The 15565-nt window shown below is 37.7% G+C and carries 9 protein-coding genes and 1 tRNA gene; 5 read left to right on the forward strand and 5 right to left on the reverse strand.

What is annotated here, in order from left to right; translation table 11 throughout:
* From HYU07_07055 to HYU07_07065, 3 genes are all read right to left on the reverse strand, one after another.
* Positions 1 to 183, reverse strand: a 183-nt coding sequence (locus tag HYU07_07055; protein MBI2129960.1) for a hypothetical protein, incomplete at its 3' end; no start/stop codon positions are given.
* 30 nt (positions 184 to 213) lie between these two features.
* Positions 214 to 11781: a right-handed parallel beta-helix repeat-containing protein gene (locus HYU07_07060; GenBank protein MBI2129961.1), complete on the reverse strand. Its 11568-nt coding sequence runs from the start codon at positions 11779 to 11781 to the stop codon at positions 214 to 216.
* A 500-nt stretch (positions 11782 to 12281) separates the two neighbouring features.
* A tRNA-Phe gene (locus HYU07_07065) sits at positions 12282 to 12391 on the reverse strand.
* Positions 12392 to 13306: 915 nt separating this feature from the next.
* Here HYU07_07065 and HYU07_07070 point away from each other — a divergent pair.
* Positions 13307 to 13537, forward strand: coding sequence for a hypothetical protein (locus tag HYU07_07070; GenBank protein ID MBI2129962.1), 231 nt, complete (start codon positions 13307 to 13309; stop codon positions 13535 to 13537).
* Positions 13538 to 13546: 9 nt separating this feature from the next.
* A complete protein-coding gene (locus tag HYU07_07075) occupies positions 13547 to 13825 on the forward strand; it encodes a hypothetical protein (protein MBI2129963.1) in 279 nt (92 codons plus the stop codon).
* 217 nt (positions 13826 to 14042) lie between these two features.
* On the opposite strand, the gene HYU07_07080 is transcribed toward HYU07_07075, so the two are convergent.
* Both HYU07_07080 and HYU07_07085 read right to left on the reverse strand, forming a co-directional pair.
* Positions 14043 to 14297: a hypothetical protein gene (locus HYU07_07080; protein MBI2129964.1), complete on the reverse strand. Its 255-nt coding sequence runs from the start codon at positions 14295 to 14297 to the stop codon at positions 14043 to 14045.
* Positions 14290 to 14682: an HTH domain-containing protein gene (locus HYU07_07085; GenBank protein ID MBI2129965.1), complete on the reverse strand. Its 393-nt coding sequence runs from the start codon at positions 14680 to 14682 to the stop codon at positions 14290 to 14292. Before HYU07_07085 ends, HYU07_07080 begins: the two co-directional genes overlap by 8 nt.
* A gap of 299 nt (positions 14683 to 14981) precedes the next feature.
* Here HYU07_07085 and HYU07_07090 point away from each other — a divergent pair, with 299 nt between their 5' ends.
* From HYU07_07090 to HYU07_07100, 3 genes are all read left to right on the forward strand, one after another.
* A complete protein-coding gene (locus HYU07_07090; protein MBI2129966.1) occupies positions 14982 to 15137 on the forward strand; it encodes a hypothetical protein in 156 nt (51 codons plus the stop codon).
* Complete coding sequence (locus tag HYU07_07095) at positions 15138 to 15386, forward strand: hypothetical protein (protein ID MBI2129967.1); 249 nt, start codon at positions 15138 to 15140, stop codon at positions 15384 to 15386.
* A partial coding sequence (locus HYU07_07100) for a hypothetical protein (GenBank protein ID MBI2129968.1) occupies positions 15387 to 15565 on the forward strand: 179 nt, incomplete at its 3' end.

The following is a 15565-nucleotide window of genomic DNA, read 5'->3' on the forward strand; positions in this document are numbered from 1 at the left end:
AATAATCCAATCACTCCCATCTGTATAGTTGCCATTGCAGTATATTTTCGGGAAAATGCTAAATGTAAAATTAGAACTTGCATATGCTGAATTTGAGGAGCTGTCAAATGCAAGGCAGTTCCAGATATAAGTCCCATTTGTCAAATTCTTCGTAAATGTTGCGCTGTTGCTTGTTCCTGCCATATATTTTGTTTCATTAGCATGCTATCCTGACTAGTTTCCATAAAGTGTTATTTTTTTCAAGTTAACATTATCTGTTGCTGAGCAGTTGAATGTTATTGTGTTTGTTGATGTTTCATTGTAATAATTAATTGGCGAGTTAAGCGTGACCACGGGCAAAGTTGTATCGCTGACAGTAAAGTTCCTGCCTCCGCTTGAATTTCCAAAGAACCAATCTGCAGACGAATTCAATGTCACATTCCACTGGCCGGCTAATGCAGTTGACGGCAGAACATAAGAGCCATTCCAAATTGATGCATTTGTTATATTTGCTGTAGAATTGACCTGGTCTGTTTCATTAAATACTATCTGGAATGTAACTGTTGTACTGCTATCTCCACTGTAATGATATACGCCATCAAATTCAACTATGAATGCTCTGGTTGGGGCAGACCCTGCTGTTTTGTAATATATTTTACCGCCTATAGCAGGGTTTAAGTCTTCCCAATAACCAGCGACATAGTTATTTGGCAATGCGGGGTTAGGGATATCAACACCATCGCAACAACCAGCACTTGACTCATTAGTATTGAAGTATATATATCCATTGGATGATATGCGTAATTTATCGTATCTGGTTCCATTCAAGAAGCTTATGTTAAAAGGCATGTTTATTGTAGAGCTAACAGAATCATCTGATAAAGTTACAGCTGTTCCTGTGGCATTTATCTCTATCCATGAATAAGTTATAGTTTCATTTATCCAGTCGCTGTTTACTGAGTTTCTGAACCCGATTCCAGTTGCTGCAGCGCTCCAACTGCCAAGCTTATACTTTACCCCATAACTGCCATCTGAATTTTCTATACCTCCTAAATGTGTTCCCCCGTCTGTTGTGACATTATTATACATTACTCTCACAGGATAACCTGTTGCAGACGAAGTTCCCCCTACTGCTGCCACTGATGCAGTTAACTGCACCCTTATTGTTGTGCCATTGGGCTGCATCAAATAAGCGCTGACATTTGCCAAATAAGTCGAGTTTAACTGAGTAGCATTTTCAACACCTGATGAATTAAGCAATGCTTCTATTATCACTTCTTCTCCAGGTGAATAAGTTGCATTTGGCGTTGTTGCATTGTTTCTGAATGTTGTATTAAGCCCGCCATAAATCAATAAAGTTCTTGTTTCTGAGCCATTGTAACTTCCGCTTGCAGCCCACCAAGTATAGTTTCCTGCATAAATGGATGAGTTAGGATTGAATATTAATGTTGCATATCCGCTTGAATTTGTTAAATTGCTTCCCAAGACAACCATAGTTTGTCCGCTTATGCTTGGATTTGTCAGATTAGCGTAGAATGTTATGTTTACATTAGCAGTGCTGCTAGTTATATTTGCTATTAAAATGTCAGAATCTGCTACAGAAGCATTTACAGCATCCCTATCAAGCTTTGTTTCGTTTGCTGGAGAGATTAAAAAGAGCGTTCCAATCTGGACAGGTATTCTTACATCCGCCTGCTGGCTGCTTGCAATGTATTTTATTGTTGAGTTTTCCCTTGTTGTGTAATTTGCTGTGAAGTTTGAAGTGTAATTTATGATGTTTGTTGCATTCTGGAAATATTCAGTTACTGCCCATTTTCCCGTGAACCCGCTGTCTGCTGTTACGTCAGCCCATCTCTGCGACCAAGAGCCTGAACTGTTTTCATAGGCAAATACAGTTGCTCCTGATACGGCATTTGAATCAGAGCCTGTTACGTTGACATCAACGTAATATTGATTGGTGAAATTAGAGTAATCGCCTGCTGCATTGGTTATGTTGACTGCTGATTTGTTGAAAGTGTTGTTCAAGCTTGTAATCCAAGAGTTGTTTGTGATGTAGAAGTCCCAAAGTGCGCTTAACACGAAGGTTGCATTTGCTATTGTTACATTTACTGACTGAGAGGCATTTATTCCAGTTCTGCTGTATTCCAAAGAGCCAGAGATGATTGTAATGTTTGATGCATTATTTAATTGTATTGAACTGTTGCTTGAATAAGAAATATTATTGTTATAAATGAACTGAAATGCTGTTTTCGTGTTGTTCAGGAATATTCCGCTTCCAGTTGAATTCAGAATAATGTTGTTTGTGATGTTGTTCCTTTCATTTGTTGAGCCTTCAATCCTTATTCCATCCCTGCCTGATTTTGAGATGTTGTTTAAGTTGAATATGTTATTGTCAGAATTAGAAAAGACATAAACGCCATCTGCATTTGTTCCTGTTGCATTAATTATGTTAGAGGTTGCATTGTTGTTTGAGCTTGTAAGAAGATAAATGCCATGACTATTAGTTCCGTTTGTTGTTATTGTATTGCTTTGCAACGTGTTTGAGCTTGAGCTTGAAGAAAAATAAATGCCCCAACTAGAGCCTCCGTTTGTTGTTATTGTATTGCTTTGTAATTTGTTTGAGTTTGAGATTATATCGAGCCAAATGCCATAACTAGAGCCTCCGTTTGTTGTTATTGTGTTGTTTGTTATGTTTGAGTTTGAGCTTATATCAAGATAAATACCATAACCATCACTTCCAGCTGTTGTAATTGTATTGCCTTGTAGAGTATTTGAGTTTGAGCTTGAAGAAAGAAAAATGCCATAACCAGAGCTTCCATTTGTTGTAATTGTATTGCTTTGCAAAGTGTTTGAATTAGAACTTGAGAGAAGATAAATGCCAATACCAGTGCCTCCGCTTGTTGTTACGGTATTGTTTGTTATATTATTATTAGTTGAATATCGCAGATACAAGCTGTAATAAGCACCACTGCTTACATTATTCCCTGAAATAACAACATTGCTTACATTGTAAAGCCGTATTCCCAGCGAGCCGCCAGAATATCCAGCCTCCCTCACAATGGAGTTCTGGAGCGTGAAGTTGTCGTTTCCGCCGTTGCCGTAAACCCAGAAATCAAACTCAAAGTCTGAATTTGTTGTATTAATCTCTGTTGCATCTTCCTGCGTTGAGGCATTGCTGTCTAGATCATAAATAAACAATCCGCCATTCGGCGATTTATTTATGAAGTTTGAGCCGTCTGCGAAGCTTTCAAAAATCAAAGTAGCATTGTAAAGGTATAAAGAAGCATTATTCAATATTGTTATATTTCCAGTTACATAAATAGTCTCATTCGCGCAAGTTACATTCTTATTAACAATCCAATCAGTTCCATCTGTATAGTTGCCATTGCAGTATGTTTTTGGGAAAACGCTTAATGTAAAGTTTGCGCTGGCAAATGCTGAATTTGAATAGTTGTCAAATGCAAGGCAGTTCCAAGTATAAGTTCCATTTGTCAAATTCTTTGTAAATGTTGCGCTGTTGCTTGTTCCTGCCACATATTTTGTTTCATTAGCATGCCATCCTGACCAGTTTCCATAAAGCGTTATGTTTGTCAAGTTAACATTATCTGTTGCTGAGCAGTTGAATGTTATTGTACTTGTTGATGTTTCATTGTAATAATTAATTGGCGAGTTAAGGGTTACTATTGGCGCAACATAGTCGCCAGCAACAGTGAAGTTCCTGTCTCCGCTTGAATTTCCAAAGAACCAGTTTGCAGATGAGTTTAAAGTTACGTTCCATTGCCCGGATAATGCGGTTGAAGGCAGAACATAAGAGCCGTTCCAATAGTTTTTGGCATTAACAGTTATGTTTATATCATCTGTATCAGAACCAACTGCATCTGCATCAGAGCCGCAAGTCATATTTGTGGCTCCAGTATAAGCTATAATTCCTCTTATATTATGTGTTCCAGAAACATCATCTAGAGTAAAAGTTGCTGTATGATTATTTTCAAGCGTGCATGCTCCATTATTTGTTGCGCCATTATACTTGTTCACCCATCCGCTGCCATTATTATATGCAATAGCCACTTCATGGTTGCCAGGGCCAAAACAATTATAGACACTTATATTAACTTGAACAGTATCACCAGTTGAAAATTCATTATCTGTTAAATCTACTGCAGTTATGTTGTTTACATATACTACGGTGCATGAACTGCCATCATAACAACTATCAATTGTTCCGTTTCCTGCTTCCCTGCAACTCTTGCAATTATTTCCGCAACTAAATGGAGAGGTGGTATTGCCAACAGCTGCGGCAGGATCAATCATCTGCACCCTTATTGCTGTGCCATTGGGCTGCATCAAATAAGCGCTGACATTTGCCAAATAGCTTGAATTTATCTGAGCAGCAGTTTCTGGCCCGCCCAATGAATTAAGCAATGCTTCTATTATTACCTCCTCTCCGGGAGAGTAAGTTGCATTTGGCGTTGATGTGCTGTTTCTGAATGTTGCATTAAGCCCGCCATAAATCAATAAAGTTCTTGTTTCTGAGCCATTGTAACTTCCAATACTTCCAGCTATCGACCACCATGTATAGTTTCCTGCATATAAAGATGAGCCGGGATTGAATATTAATGTTGCATATCCGCTTGAGTTAGTTAAGTTGCTTCCCAAGACAACCATAGTTTGTCCGCTTATGTTTGGGTTTGTCAGATTGGCATAGAATGTTATATTAACATTAGCGCCGCTGTCGCTAAGAACTGCTGTTAAAATATCAAAGTCAGCTACAGAAGTGTTTGCAGCATCCCTGTCAAGCTTTGTTTCGTTTGCAGGGGATGTTAATCTGAGACTTCCATTCTGGACAGGTATTCTTACATCCACCTGCTGGCTGCTTGCAATGTATTTTATTGTTGAATTTTCCCTTGTGCTTACATTTGCAGTAAAGTTTGAAGTGTAATTTACAAATGAAGTTGCATTCTGCACATATTCTATTACAGCCCATTTTCCCGTGAACCCGCTGTCTGCTGTTACGTCAGCCCATCTCTGCGACCAAGAGCCTGAACTGTTTTCATAGGCAAATACAGTTGCCCCAGCTATTGCATTCGAATCTGAACCGGTTACATTCACATCAACATACCACTGGACTGTGAAGTTGCTCGCATCTATTAATAAAACACTCACCCTAACATAATCTGTTGAAATATTCGAGCTTGCATTGCTTTGCGCTATTGCAAGCAGATGCAGCATATTGTAGGCGTCTATGTATGCAGTGGCATTTGCATATCCTTTAGTTAAGTTTTCATCAGAAGAGCCGTCTCCTGTTGTATTTGCAGCAGTTTCCCATTGAGTTGAATTCCAAATGTAAAGGCTTGCATTAAGGCTGCGAGTTGCATTGCTTGCTTTGCCTTCCCATAAAACAGTTAAGTTTTCTATCCTGGTTTTATCCAAAGAGCGGTTTATCCTGAAGCTGAATTTATGATAGCTGTACCGTGTTGTTGAATAATTAAATATGCTGTCATCAGAATTGACTATGCCTGAATATTGCGCGCTTGCAAATTCTGTTCCGTTTACTAAATTAACTGGAGGAAGCATTGTAGAGCTGCCATAGGTTGCGTTATGGCTTCTTGTCGGCTTTGAAATTCCAGAGAAAGTCAAATCAGCAGTATACGTTCTTGTAACATTAACTGAGCTGTGGTTAAAGCTGTTGTTTAGGCTTGTAATCCAGGCATTGTCTGTTGCATAGAAATCCCACAATGCGCTTCCTATGAATGTTGCATTTGCAATTGTTACATTGATTGACTTGGTTGCATTGATGCCGATAGTATTGTTCTCTATAATGCCGCCAATAATTGTTATGTTTGAAGCGTTAATTAATTTTACAGCGGCATAGTTGATGCCAGAATAAGTTATATTGTTGTTGAATAATAACTGAGATGCTGTTTTTGTATTGTTTAAGAAAATTCCATTGCCTGTTGCATTTAAAATAATGTTGTTTGTTATGTTGTTCCTTTCTGGAAGGCTTGTTCCTGAGTTTTCTATTCTTATTCCGTCTCTGCCTGATTTTGAGATGTTGTTTAAGTTGAAGATGTTGTTGTCTGAATTCGAGAATATGTAAATTCCATCTGCATTCGCTCCTGTTGCATTTATCATGTTGCCTGTTGCATTGTTGTTTGAGCTTACTGAAAAATAAATACCGGTAGCATTATTTACCGTTATTATATTGCCTTGCAATATTGAATATGAATTCGAAGAAAGAAGAATGCCATAACCCAAGCTTCCGTTTGTTGTTATTGTATTGCCTTGTATTGTGTTTAGGTTCGCATTTACCAAAAGATAAATGCCATAACCGGAGCTTCCATTTGTTGTAATTATATTGCCTGTTACATTATTGTTGGAATTCGAACCAGTTATGCCATCAAGGTTAATACCGTATCCGCTTCCTTTAATTGTTGTTATTGTATTGCTTTGTATGGTGTTTGAGCTTGAGCTTGTATAAAGATAAATGCCAAAGCCAGAGCTTCCATTTGTTGTTATTGTATTGCTTGATATATTATTATTCGAGCTTGAACGAAGATAAATGCCATAACCATTAGTATTGCTTGTTGTTATTGTATTGCTTGTTACATTGTTATTTGATGAAAATCGCAGCCATAATCCGTATAGAGCGCCATCGCTTATGTTATTTCCAATAACCTTCACATTGCTTATATTATAAAGGTAAATTCCCTGGCTTACAGAGCTATATCCGGCATCTTTCAAAATAGAGTTCTGCATTGTAAAGTTATCGCTTCCACCATTCCCATAAACCCAGAAATCAAACTCATAATCTGAATTAGTCGTGTTAATCTCTGTTGCATCTTCCTGTGTTGAGGCATTATTGTCTAAATCATAGATGAATAGGCCGCCATTCGGAGATTTGTTGATGAAATTATAGCCGTCTGAGGAAGCCTGAAAGATTAAAGTAACGTTGCGCAATGTCAGGCTGCCATTGCTGAAGATTGTTATGTTTCCGTATACAGGAATTGTTTCATTTGCGCACGTTACATTGCTTGTTATGTTCCAGCTTACCTGCAATTCAGTATAGTTGCCATTGCAAAGCGCCCTTGGATTTTTCAGCACAATATCAACCTGAGTTCCTGTTATGTTCTTGACGCTTACGTTGTACGTTGAGGAATTAGCTACATAGCTTGTCAAAGATGCAGCTGCAGTGTGCAGGTTATAATCCACTATCGTAGTTCCATTCTGCACGTAATCAATAACAGCAAACCATCCTGTTAAGCCATTGGTTGTTGTATCTGTCCATTCTGATGCTGAATAAACATCTGTGGAAGTCACAGAGGAAGAATTCATATGAATTCCGCTTGAATTAGTCACATTTGCCCTCGCATACCATTGAACTGTGAAATTAGAATAATCTCCTGAGTTTGTCACATTAACAGCAGTTTTGTTGAAGCTGTTATTCAAGCTTGTAATCCAAGAGTTGTTCGTAATATAGAAGTCCCACAATGTGTTTAAGACAAATGTCGCATTTGTTATTGTTACATTTACTGACTGAGAGGCATTTATTCCTGTTCTGCTGTATTCCAAAGAGCCAGCAATAATTGTAATGTTTGAGGCATTGTTCAACTGTATTGAATTATTGCTTGAATAAGAGATATTATTGCTGTAAATGAACTGAGAAGCAGTTAAAGTGTTATTCAGGAATATTCCATTTCCAGTTGAATTTAAGATAATGTTGTTCGTGATGTTGTTTCTTTCTGGAAGGCTTGTTCCAGAGTTTTCAATCCTTATGCCGTCTCTTCCAGATTTTGAGATGTTGTTGAAGTTAATTGTGTTGCTCCTTGAGGTGCTGAAAATATAAATTCCATCTGCGTTAGTTCCTGTTGCGTTTATTGTATTGCTGGTTGCATTGTTGTTAGAGCTTGAATCAATACGAATGCCATAACCAGAGCCTCCACTTGTCGTTATTGTGTTGCTTGTTGATGTTAAGTTAATGCTTCTTTGAACAAAAATTCCATAACCAGAAGTTCCGTTTGTTGTTATTATATTACTCGTCAATACGCCGGAATTAATGTCATTAACTACTATGCTATAAAGCCAAATTCCATATCCAGAGTTTCCTTTTGTATTTACATTATTGTTTGATATATTTGGATTATTACTTGATTCAATATAAATGCCATAACCATTGCTTCCGTTTGTTGTTATTATATTGCTTGATAAAGTGTTTGAGTTTGAACTTGAAGCAAGATAAATGCCATAACCACTGCTTCCGCTTGTCGTTATTGTATTGCTTGATATGTTGTTGTTTGTTGAATACTGCAAATATAATCCATATTGAGCGCCCTCGCTTATATTGTTTCCTAAAACAACAGCATTGCTTATGTTGTAGAGTTGTATTCCTTGACTATTAGTTGAATATCCAGCATCTGTAATTTTGCTGTTTCGCATTGTAAAGTTGTCGTTTCCGCCATTCCCAAATGCCCAGAAATCATATTCATAATTGGAATCGTTGCTCATTAGCCAGCTTCCATCTTCCTGCGTTGAAGCATTGCTGTCGAGGTCGTAGATGTAAAGGCCGCCATTAGGTGATTTGTTAATGAAGTTTGAGCCGTCTGCAAATGCAGAGAAGTTGATTGTAACGTTGTAGAGCGTTAAAGAGCCGTTGTTGTATACTGTTATATTTCCTGCAACGTAGATTGTTTCATTTGTACAGGTTATGTTGCTTGTTATGTTCCATGTTGCTTGTCCTTCAATATAGCTGTTATTGCAGAATTTTCTTTGATTCTTCAACACAATATCAACCTGAGTTCCTGTAATGTTCTTAACGCTTATATTATAAGTTGATGAATTAGCCAGATATCCAGTCAACGATGCAGTTCCTGTATGCAGATTAGAGCTGTTTATTGAGCTGGCATTCTGCACATAATCAATCACAGCAAACCAGCCTGTTAATCCATTAGTTGTTGTGTCTGTCCATTCTGATGCCCCAAACACATCAGTTGAAGTCACAGAGGAAGAATTCATATGAATTCCACTTGAATTGGTTACATTTGCCCTCGCATACCACATGACTGTAAAGTTGCTGAAATCACCTGCAGAGCCTGTTATGTTCACAGCAGTTGAATTGAAGCTGTTGTTCAGGCTAATGAGCCAAGAGTTGTTCATAATGTAGAAATCCCACAATGTGCTTAATACAAAAGTGGCATTTGCGATTGTTACATTTAATGATTGAGAGGCATTTATCCCCACTCTGCTGTATTCCAAAGAGCCAGCAATAATTGTAATGTTTGAGGCATTGTTCAACTGTATTGAATTATTGCTTGAATAAGAGATGTTGTTGTTGTAAATGAACTGAGATGCTGTTAAAGTGTTGTTTATGAAAATTCCATTTCCTGTTGCATTTAAGATAATGTTGTTCGTGATGTTGTTTCTTTCTGGAAGGCTTGTTCCCGAGTTTTCTATTCTTATCCCGTCTCTGCCTGACTTTGAGATGTTGTTTAAGTTTAGAATGTTGTTGTCTGAATCAGCAAAGATATAAACGCCATCTGCGTTTGTGCCTGTTGCATTTATTACATTATTTGTTGCGTTGTTGTTTGAGCTTGAAAGAAGATAAATGCCAACTCCAGAGCTTCCGCTTGTTGTTATTGTGTTGCTTATTAATATTTGTGACGCTAAGTTTGAATTAAGATAAATGCCATAGCCAGTGCTTCCATTTGTTGTGATTGTATTGCTTGTTAATGTATTCGACTGTGCGTTTGATAAAAGATGAATGCCCCAACCATTAGTATTGCTTGTTGTTATTGTATTTCCTGTTATGTTTGTGTTTCCGCTGTCTCCAATCTCAATTCCATAACCAGAGCTTCCGTTTGTTGTTATTGTATTGCTTGATAAGGTGTTTGAGCCTGAACCTAAACCAATGATAATGCCAATGCCATTGCTTCCGTTTGTTGTTATTTCATTGTTTGTTAATGTATTTGAGTTTGAGCTTGAAAGAAGATAAATGCCAACTCCAGAGCTTCCTTTTGTTGTTATTGTATTGCCTGATACGTTATTAGAATTCGAGCTTGATTTAAGATAAATTCCATAATTATTAGTATTTCCATCTGTTGTTATCGTGTTGCTTGATAAAGTGTTTGAATTCGAGCTTGAAAGAAGGTAAATATTGCTGCTGTCGCTTCCAGTTCCAGTTATATTTATATTATTGCTTGATATATTGTTATTCGTTGAGTATTGAAGATATACGCCATATTGCACACCTCCGCTTACATTATTCCCTGAAACAACAACATTGCTCACATTGTAAAGCTGTATTCCTTGACTATTAGTTGAATACCCAGCATCACTCACCTTGCTGTTCCTCATGGTAAAGTTATCATTCAATCCATTTCCAAAAGCCCAGAAATCAAATTCAAAGTTGGAATCATTGCTCATAATCCAAGAGCCGTCTTCCTGTGTTGAGGCGTTGCTGTCGAGGTCGTAAATAAACAATCCGCCATTCGGGCTTTTGTTGATGAAGTTTGAGCCGTCTGTGAACATTGAAAAGTTTAAGGTAACATTGTATAAGTATAGGCTTCCGTTGTTTAGGATTGTTATATTGTTAGTCATGTAAATTGTTTCATTCGCGCAGGTTATGTTCCTGCTTACAATCCAGTCGCTTCCTTCTGTATAGTTTCCTGCGCAATAAACATTTGCTGCTCTGAGCGTCAAACTATAATTGGTGAGGGAAAAGTTGCACTGCCCTATGCTGTCGCAGAACTGAACATTCCAGATATAGCTGCCAAAAGCTAAATTATCTCTTGTGAAGTTAGCCTGCGCAGATGTCCCAGACATAGTTACTGTTCCATTCGAAAGCCATGTTCCAGAATAATTCCAGTAAAATGTTGCATTAACTAATGCTCTATCGTCTGTTCCAGCTGCTTTAAAAGTAAAGTTAGTCAAAACAGAACTTGTTCCATCTGAAGGGGAAATCAATGAAATATTCGGCATTATATCTGTTTTGACAGTTGCATTGTAAGTAATGCTCTCACCAATGTTCTTAGCTGTATCATTCGCATAATACTTCCAGCCATAGCCAACGCCAGCAGCAAGAGAAATGTTCTTTGTTGTATTTGCATTGTATGTGGTTGGATTAGACGTAATATCAACCCATGAGTCATTTGCCCAAGTTCCAGTGATATTGGTGGAAAATATATAGCCGTCAACAGCATTGTTGCTTATTGTGATGTTCATTGTAACATTGTCATACTGCCATCCAGAGCTGTTCAAGGCATTTGAAAATGTGGGTGAAAGAGTATCGACAATTAAAGTCCAGTTCTGCATTGTCCAGTTTGAATTGTTGGCTAAATCAAAAGCCCGGCAGCCCCAGATATAAGTGTTGGAAGGCAGTGTCTTGTTCCACTGGCAGCTTGCAGCTGTTCCTGTAACATTGCACCATGAATCATTCAAAGCCCATGTTCCGGTGAAATTGCCCCACAGTGAAATATTCTTTAAGTTAGTATTGTCAGTTGCAGAGCAGTTGAAATTAACTGTTCCTGTGTTATTTATTGAATTATTGGCGGGGTATTGCTGCAATACTGAAGGAAGTGTGGTGTCTGGAGGAGCTGCAACTGTTATCAAGCTCGTGTTCCATGTGATTTGCTGGCCAGTAGTTGATGTTTCATTCCACGTAATGTTGTAAGGAGAACTTGAAGAAGAGCCAGAGCAAGCTAAAATATTCCATGTTACAGTTCCTGTTTTTGACTTTGCCCAATCCAATGTTGCTGTTCCTGCTGTTAAGTTTGCTACACAACTCTGGCCGCCAGGGCAGGAAAAGCTCATTGATGTAACATTGAATTTATTGCTGCACGTTCCATTTATGTTTGTTACAACTGTATTTGTGTCTTTAAGAACTAAATTAACAACCCATACATAAGAGCCAACTCCAAAGTTGTCAGTTGAATAGCTGATTACGACAGCAGCAGAATCGCCTTCAGTAAGCGTTGTATCATTTATTGAAGATGAAGCATCGTTGTCAGATAAAACCTGGTCAGATGCAATCTGCCAATGCCTTTCTTCAGAAAAGCTGCCAATATCAGCTTTTCCAAGAAGATAGAATTGAGGAGATTCATCCGGGGCGTCAAAAGCATAGCTTAACTTATATTTTCCGCCTTTCTTGAGGTTTGCATTAAAGATTATTTCTTTGTGGTCTCCAGCATCAACAACTGCAAAATCAGGGGCAGCAAGGTTAAGAGTTGTTTTTCTGGTTTCGATAATACCGGCTTCAGGAGCTTTAATCAGCTCGATTATTTTATTTGTTATTTCATTTCCAGAATTTTGTGCGCCGCGGACGGGACTCTCATCTCCGAAGGAGTAAGAGTTTTGAACCCGCATGTCTTGGTCAGACACTTGCTTTTCAGGCAAGCGCTCTACCTGATTGAGCATCCGCGGCTTTACACCATCTTGAAAAAATCCGAAAGATTTATATACTTTATCATTAACCTCATTATTGTCTTGGTCAGATAGCTTTACTTGATTGAGAGATCCGTTTATTTTTTCTTTTTTATTTTCTAAGTTTATTCCTTTAAGATTTAATTGTTGTATTGTTTCATTTGAGCTTGTTTCCTCAACAACCTCAATCCTTACATTGCTGATGTCAAACGATAAAGGCACTTTCTCAATAATCTGTCCATTATAGTTCTTGTTCGCCTTTATCACAAGGCTCACATTATACGCAGCAGGCGGCCATATCCTTGTCGGACCGATTCTTTCAACGTCAAAGTCAACAGAACTGGCAACTGTGAAATTATCAATTAAATTCCTGATGCCGTTGTAAGTCTCTGCTGTTAAATTCATAACATAAACCCCGGGAATATTTACAATATAATCCGCAATGTAATCCGGCAGAACATTGTCGCCGTACTTGTAACAATCCTGAGTTCTTATTATTCCGCCATTCTCTGATGAAAGAATTGTTTTAATGCCGAAAGGGTCGGTTATCTCGAGCAATAAGGCAGCATCGCATACAACACTTCCAGCATCATTCAAAACACCGATTCCAAGCTTTGTTGTTTCATCCGGCAGATAAATGGACTTATGCGTGTTAATTGCCAGAACGCCCCATGCAAAATCCTGCGAGATTATTGTGCTTTCTCCGCTTCTTGTGAAATTAACTTCCAAAGTATAAATCCCTGGCCTGAATTGCCTTGGCTTAATAATATTAAAGAAAAATTTGCCTTCCCTTATTTCCTCAATCTCAACATCAAAGTTAATTTTCTCATTATTGAAATTATAAACAACATTTGCTTCAACTGTTTCATTTTCAGCAGCCCATTTATTTAATTTCTTTTCAAAATTCTTTCTGTTTATGGCTTTATTCTCTTTTATCAGCTCTGTTTCATTGACGAATTCAAGCTCAAACTCAGCGTTTTCAGCAGCCTTGAAGTTCTTATCAATCTCTGTTTTGTGGAATTTCTTAATTGTTATATTTGTAATTTGCAAAGCAGGGATTGTTTCATTAACTGCAGTTTCATTTGTTATGTTCTGCTCTATTGAAATATTGGAAACATTAGCTGAAACCTGCTCAAACACAGTATAATCTATTGAATTGATCTGCAGGCTTGCATTCTCAAGCTCTGCAATCAATGTTATTTCATTTGCAGTTATATTGTTCAAGAAGCATGTCTCAGCGCATTCAAATTCAAAAGCAGTTATAACAGCAGGGTTTACAATTATTGTTATTTCCTTTGTTGTAAGCTCTTTTCCATCGCCTGCAAATAAAATGATTGAGCTGTTCCCTGAAAATTCTGGCTTCGGAGTTATTGTCATCAATGAAACAAAGTTGTTAATGACAACATCAACATTCTCATTGCTTGAAGCCAGATAAGACATTGTATCGTTGTCCGCATCAGAGAAGTAATTGCTCAGATTAAGGGTTAAAGAGCTTCCTTGATCAACTGCAAATGAAGAAATTTCAGATATCCATAAAGGAGGGTTATTTGTTTGATTTATTGCATCTGCAGTTTCATTTGCTATTATGTTTTCTGTTAAATTATTTGTTTCATTTGCGCTTAAATTCAATCCCTCAGCAACAGCATTCGCTGTTATAAGATTATTCCGATCACATTCCCGCTTATCTTCAGGGAAGACAGCTCGCCGGGATTCTGCAATGCTATTGTTTGCTCAGAGCTCTGGCTTATTGAAAGGTTGAGATCTTCGGAGTATGCATTTTCTACAATAACTGCATAGCTTGTAATAGAAGGATTCAGCATAATGAAGATTCTGAACAGGGCTGTAAGCACCAATATTAGAATTACGGAAATCTTGCACGAGTTTATAGCATAATCTAATTTATTCATTTTCTAAGTTTTTTTCTATTTTCAAAACAGCCCGGTGGTGGCATGTCCATATTGTGCGGTCATCCCTGCCAGTCAATTCAGCAATCTGGTGGAATGTAAGGGATTCAACATCCTTCAGATAAGATGCAATTGACTCAAGGATTGACAATTTTTTCTTGGATAAAAAAGAAATAGGAATAAAATGAAAAGAAGCAGAAACCTTTAGCTTTTCATTCCTCACATTATTGTATGTGGTCCATATTGTCTTGCTGCTTCTATTAAGCTTTAGAGCAATCTGCTTCAGCGTAAGGTTTTTATTTTCCTTGAGAAACTTTACAACAGCTTCCAAAGGCCCGAGGTCATTTTTAAATAAAGAGACAGGTATCTTCTCCTCTTTTTGCATCATGATGAGATCTATAAGTTCGTCTTTTGTCTTCTGCTGCAGAAAGTCCCTGGCATTAGGATTAGTTAACTCTATTCCTTTTTTTTCAAGATTTGATCTCTTTTCAACGAGTTCGATTTTTATTATGCCTCTTTTTCTTTATGTTCAAAAACAAAAGCAGAGTCAACGCCTTCGGCTTTTGCTTCGCTACGTTCCTAGCTTTCGGTTTCTCACTACGTTCAAAACCGAAAGTTTTATATATACTAACATCTTTCTGTGTATTAACAATATGTTGTTTAAATACAAAATCATGAGGTGCTGAAATGCCAACACTAACATTATCAATTCCGAAAGAATTAAAGAAAAGAATGGACGAACATTCTGAAGTCAATTGGCCAGAAGTGCTTAGGTCAAGGCTAAGCAAAAGAGCAGAGCAGCTGATAAAGTTTGAAGAAATGAGGAAAAGGGGTGAATTGTAAATGGCAAGCATTGCATTAAATGTCTCAGAGGAATTTAAGGCATCGATGGATAAATTGCCCTGGGTAAATTGGTCAGAATTAGCCAGGGAAGAAGCTCTAAAAAGGCTGGAGCTGCAAGAGGATTTTGAAGAATTTAACAGAATTGTATCTAAGTCTAAGTTAACAGAGGAAGATGCTCTTAAGTTAGCAAGGGAAGTAAATAAAGGCATGCATAAGAAATTGAAGAAGCTGTACCCAGAGCTGTTGTAAATGGAGTTAATAATTGACGCAACAGTGTTGTTCACAGGACTAATCGGAACAGGAGTAACAAAAGAGATCATCTTTTCTGCTGCTGTAAAATTACATTGTCCAGAATCTTTATCTAAGGAGGTTGAAGAGCACAAATCACGAATTAAAATTCTCTCAAATCTTCCTTCAACTGAGCTAGA

Source organism: Candidatus Woesearchaeota archaeon, from assembly GCA_016180285.1.
Classification (GTDB): Archaea; Nanobdellota; Nanobdellia; order Woesearchaeales; family JACPBO01; genus JACPBO01.

What these genes read in the sequence shown, in the direction of transcription:
- HYU07_07090 (MBI2129966.1), top strand. Translation starts at nt 14,982, where the DNA reads ATGCCAACACTAACATTATCAATTCCGAAAGAATTAAAGAAAAGAATG.
- HYU07_07095 (MBI2129967.1), top strand. Translation starts at nt 15,138, where the DNA reads ATGGCAAGCATTGCATTAAATGTCTCAGAGGAATTTAAGGCATCGATG.
- HYU07_07060 (MBI2129961.1), bottom strand. Translation starts at nt 11,781, where the DNA reads ATGAGCTTTTCCTGCCCTGGCGGCCAGAGTTGTGTAGCAAACTTAACA.
- HYU07_07085 (MBI2129965.1), bottom strand. Translation starts at nt 14,682, where the DNA reads ATGATGCAAAAAGAGGAGAAGATACCTGTCTCTTTATTTAAAAATGAC.
- HYU07_07080 (MBI2129964.1), bottom strand. Translation starts at nt 14,297, where the DNA reads ATGAATAAATTAGATTATGCTATAAACTCGTGCAAGATTTCCGTAATT.
- HYU07_07070 (MBI2129962.1), top strand. Translation starts at nt 13,307, where the DNA reads ATGGCTTTATTCTCTTTTATCAGCTCTGTTTCATTGACGAATTCAAGC.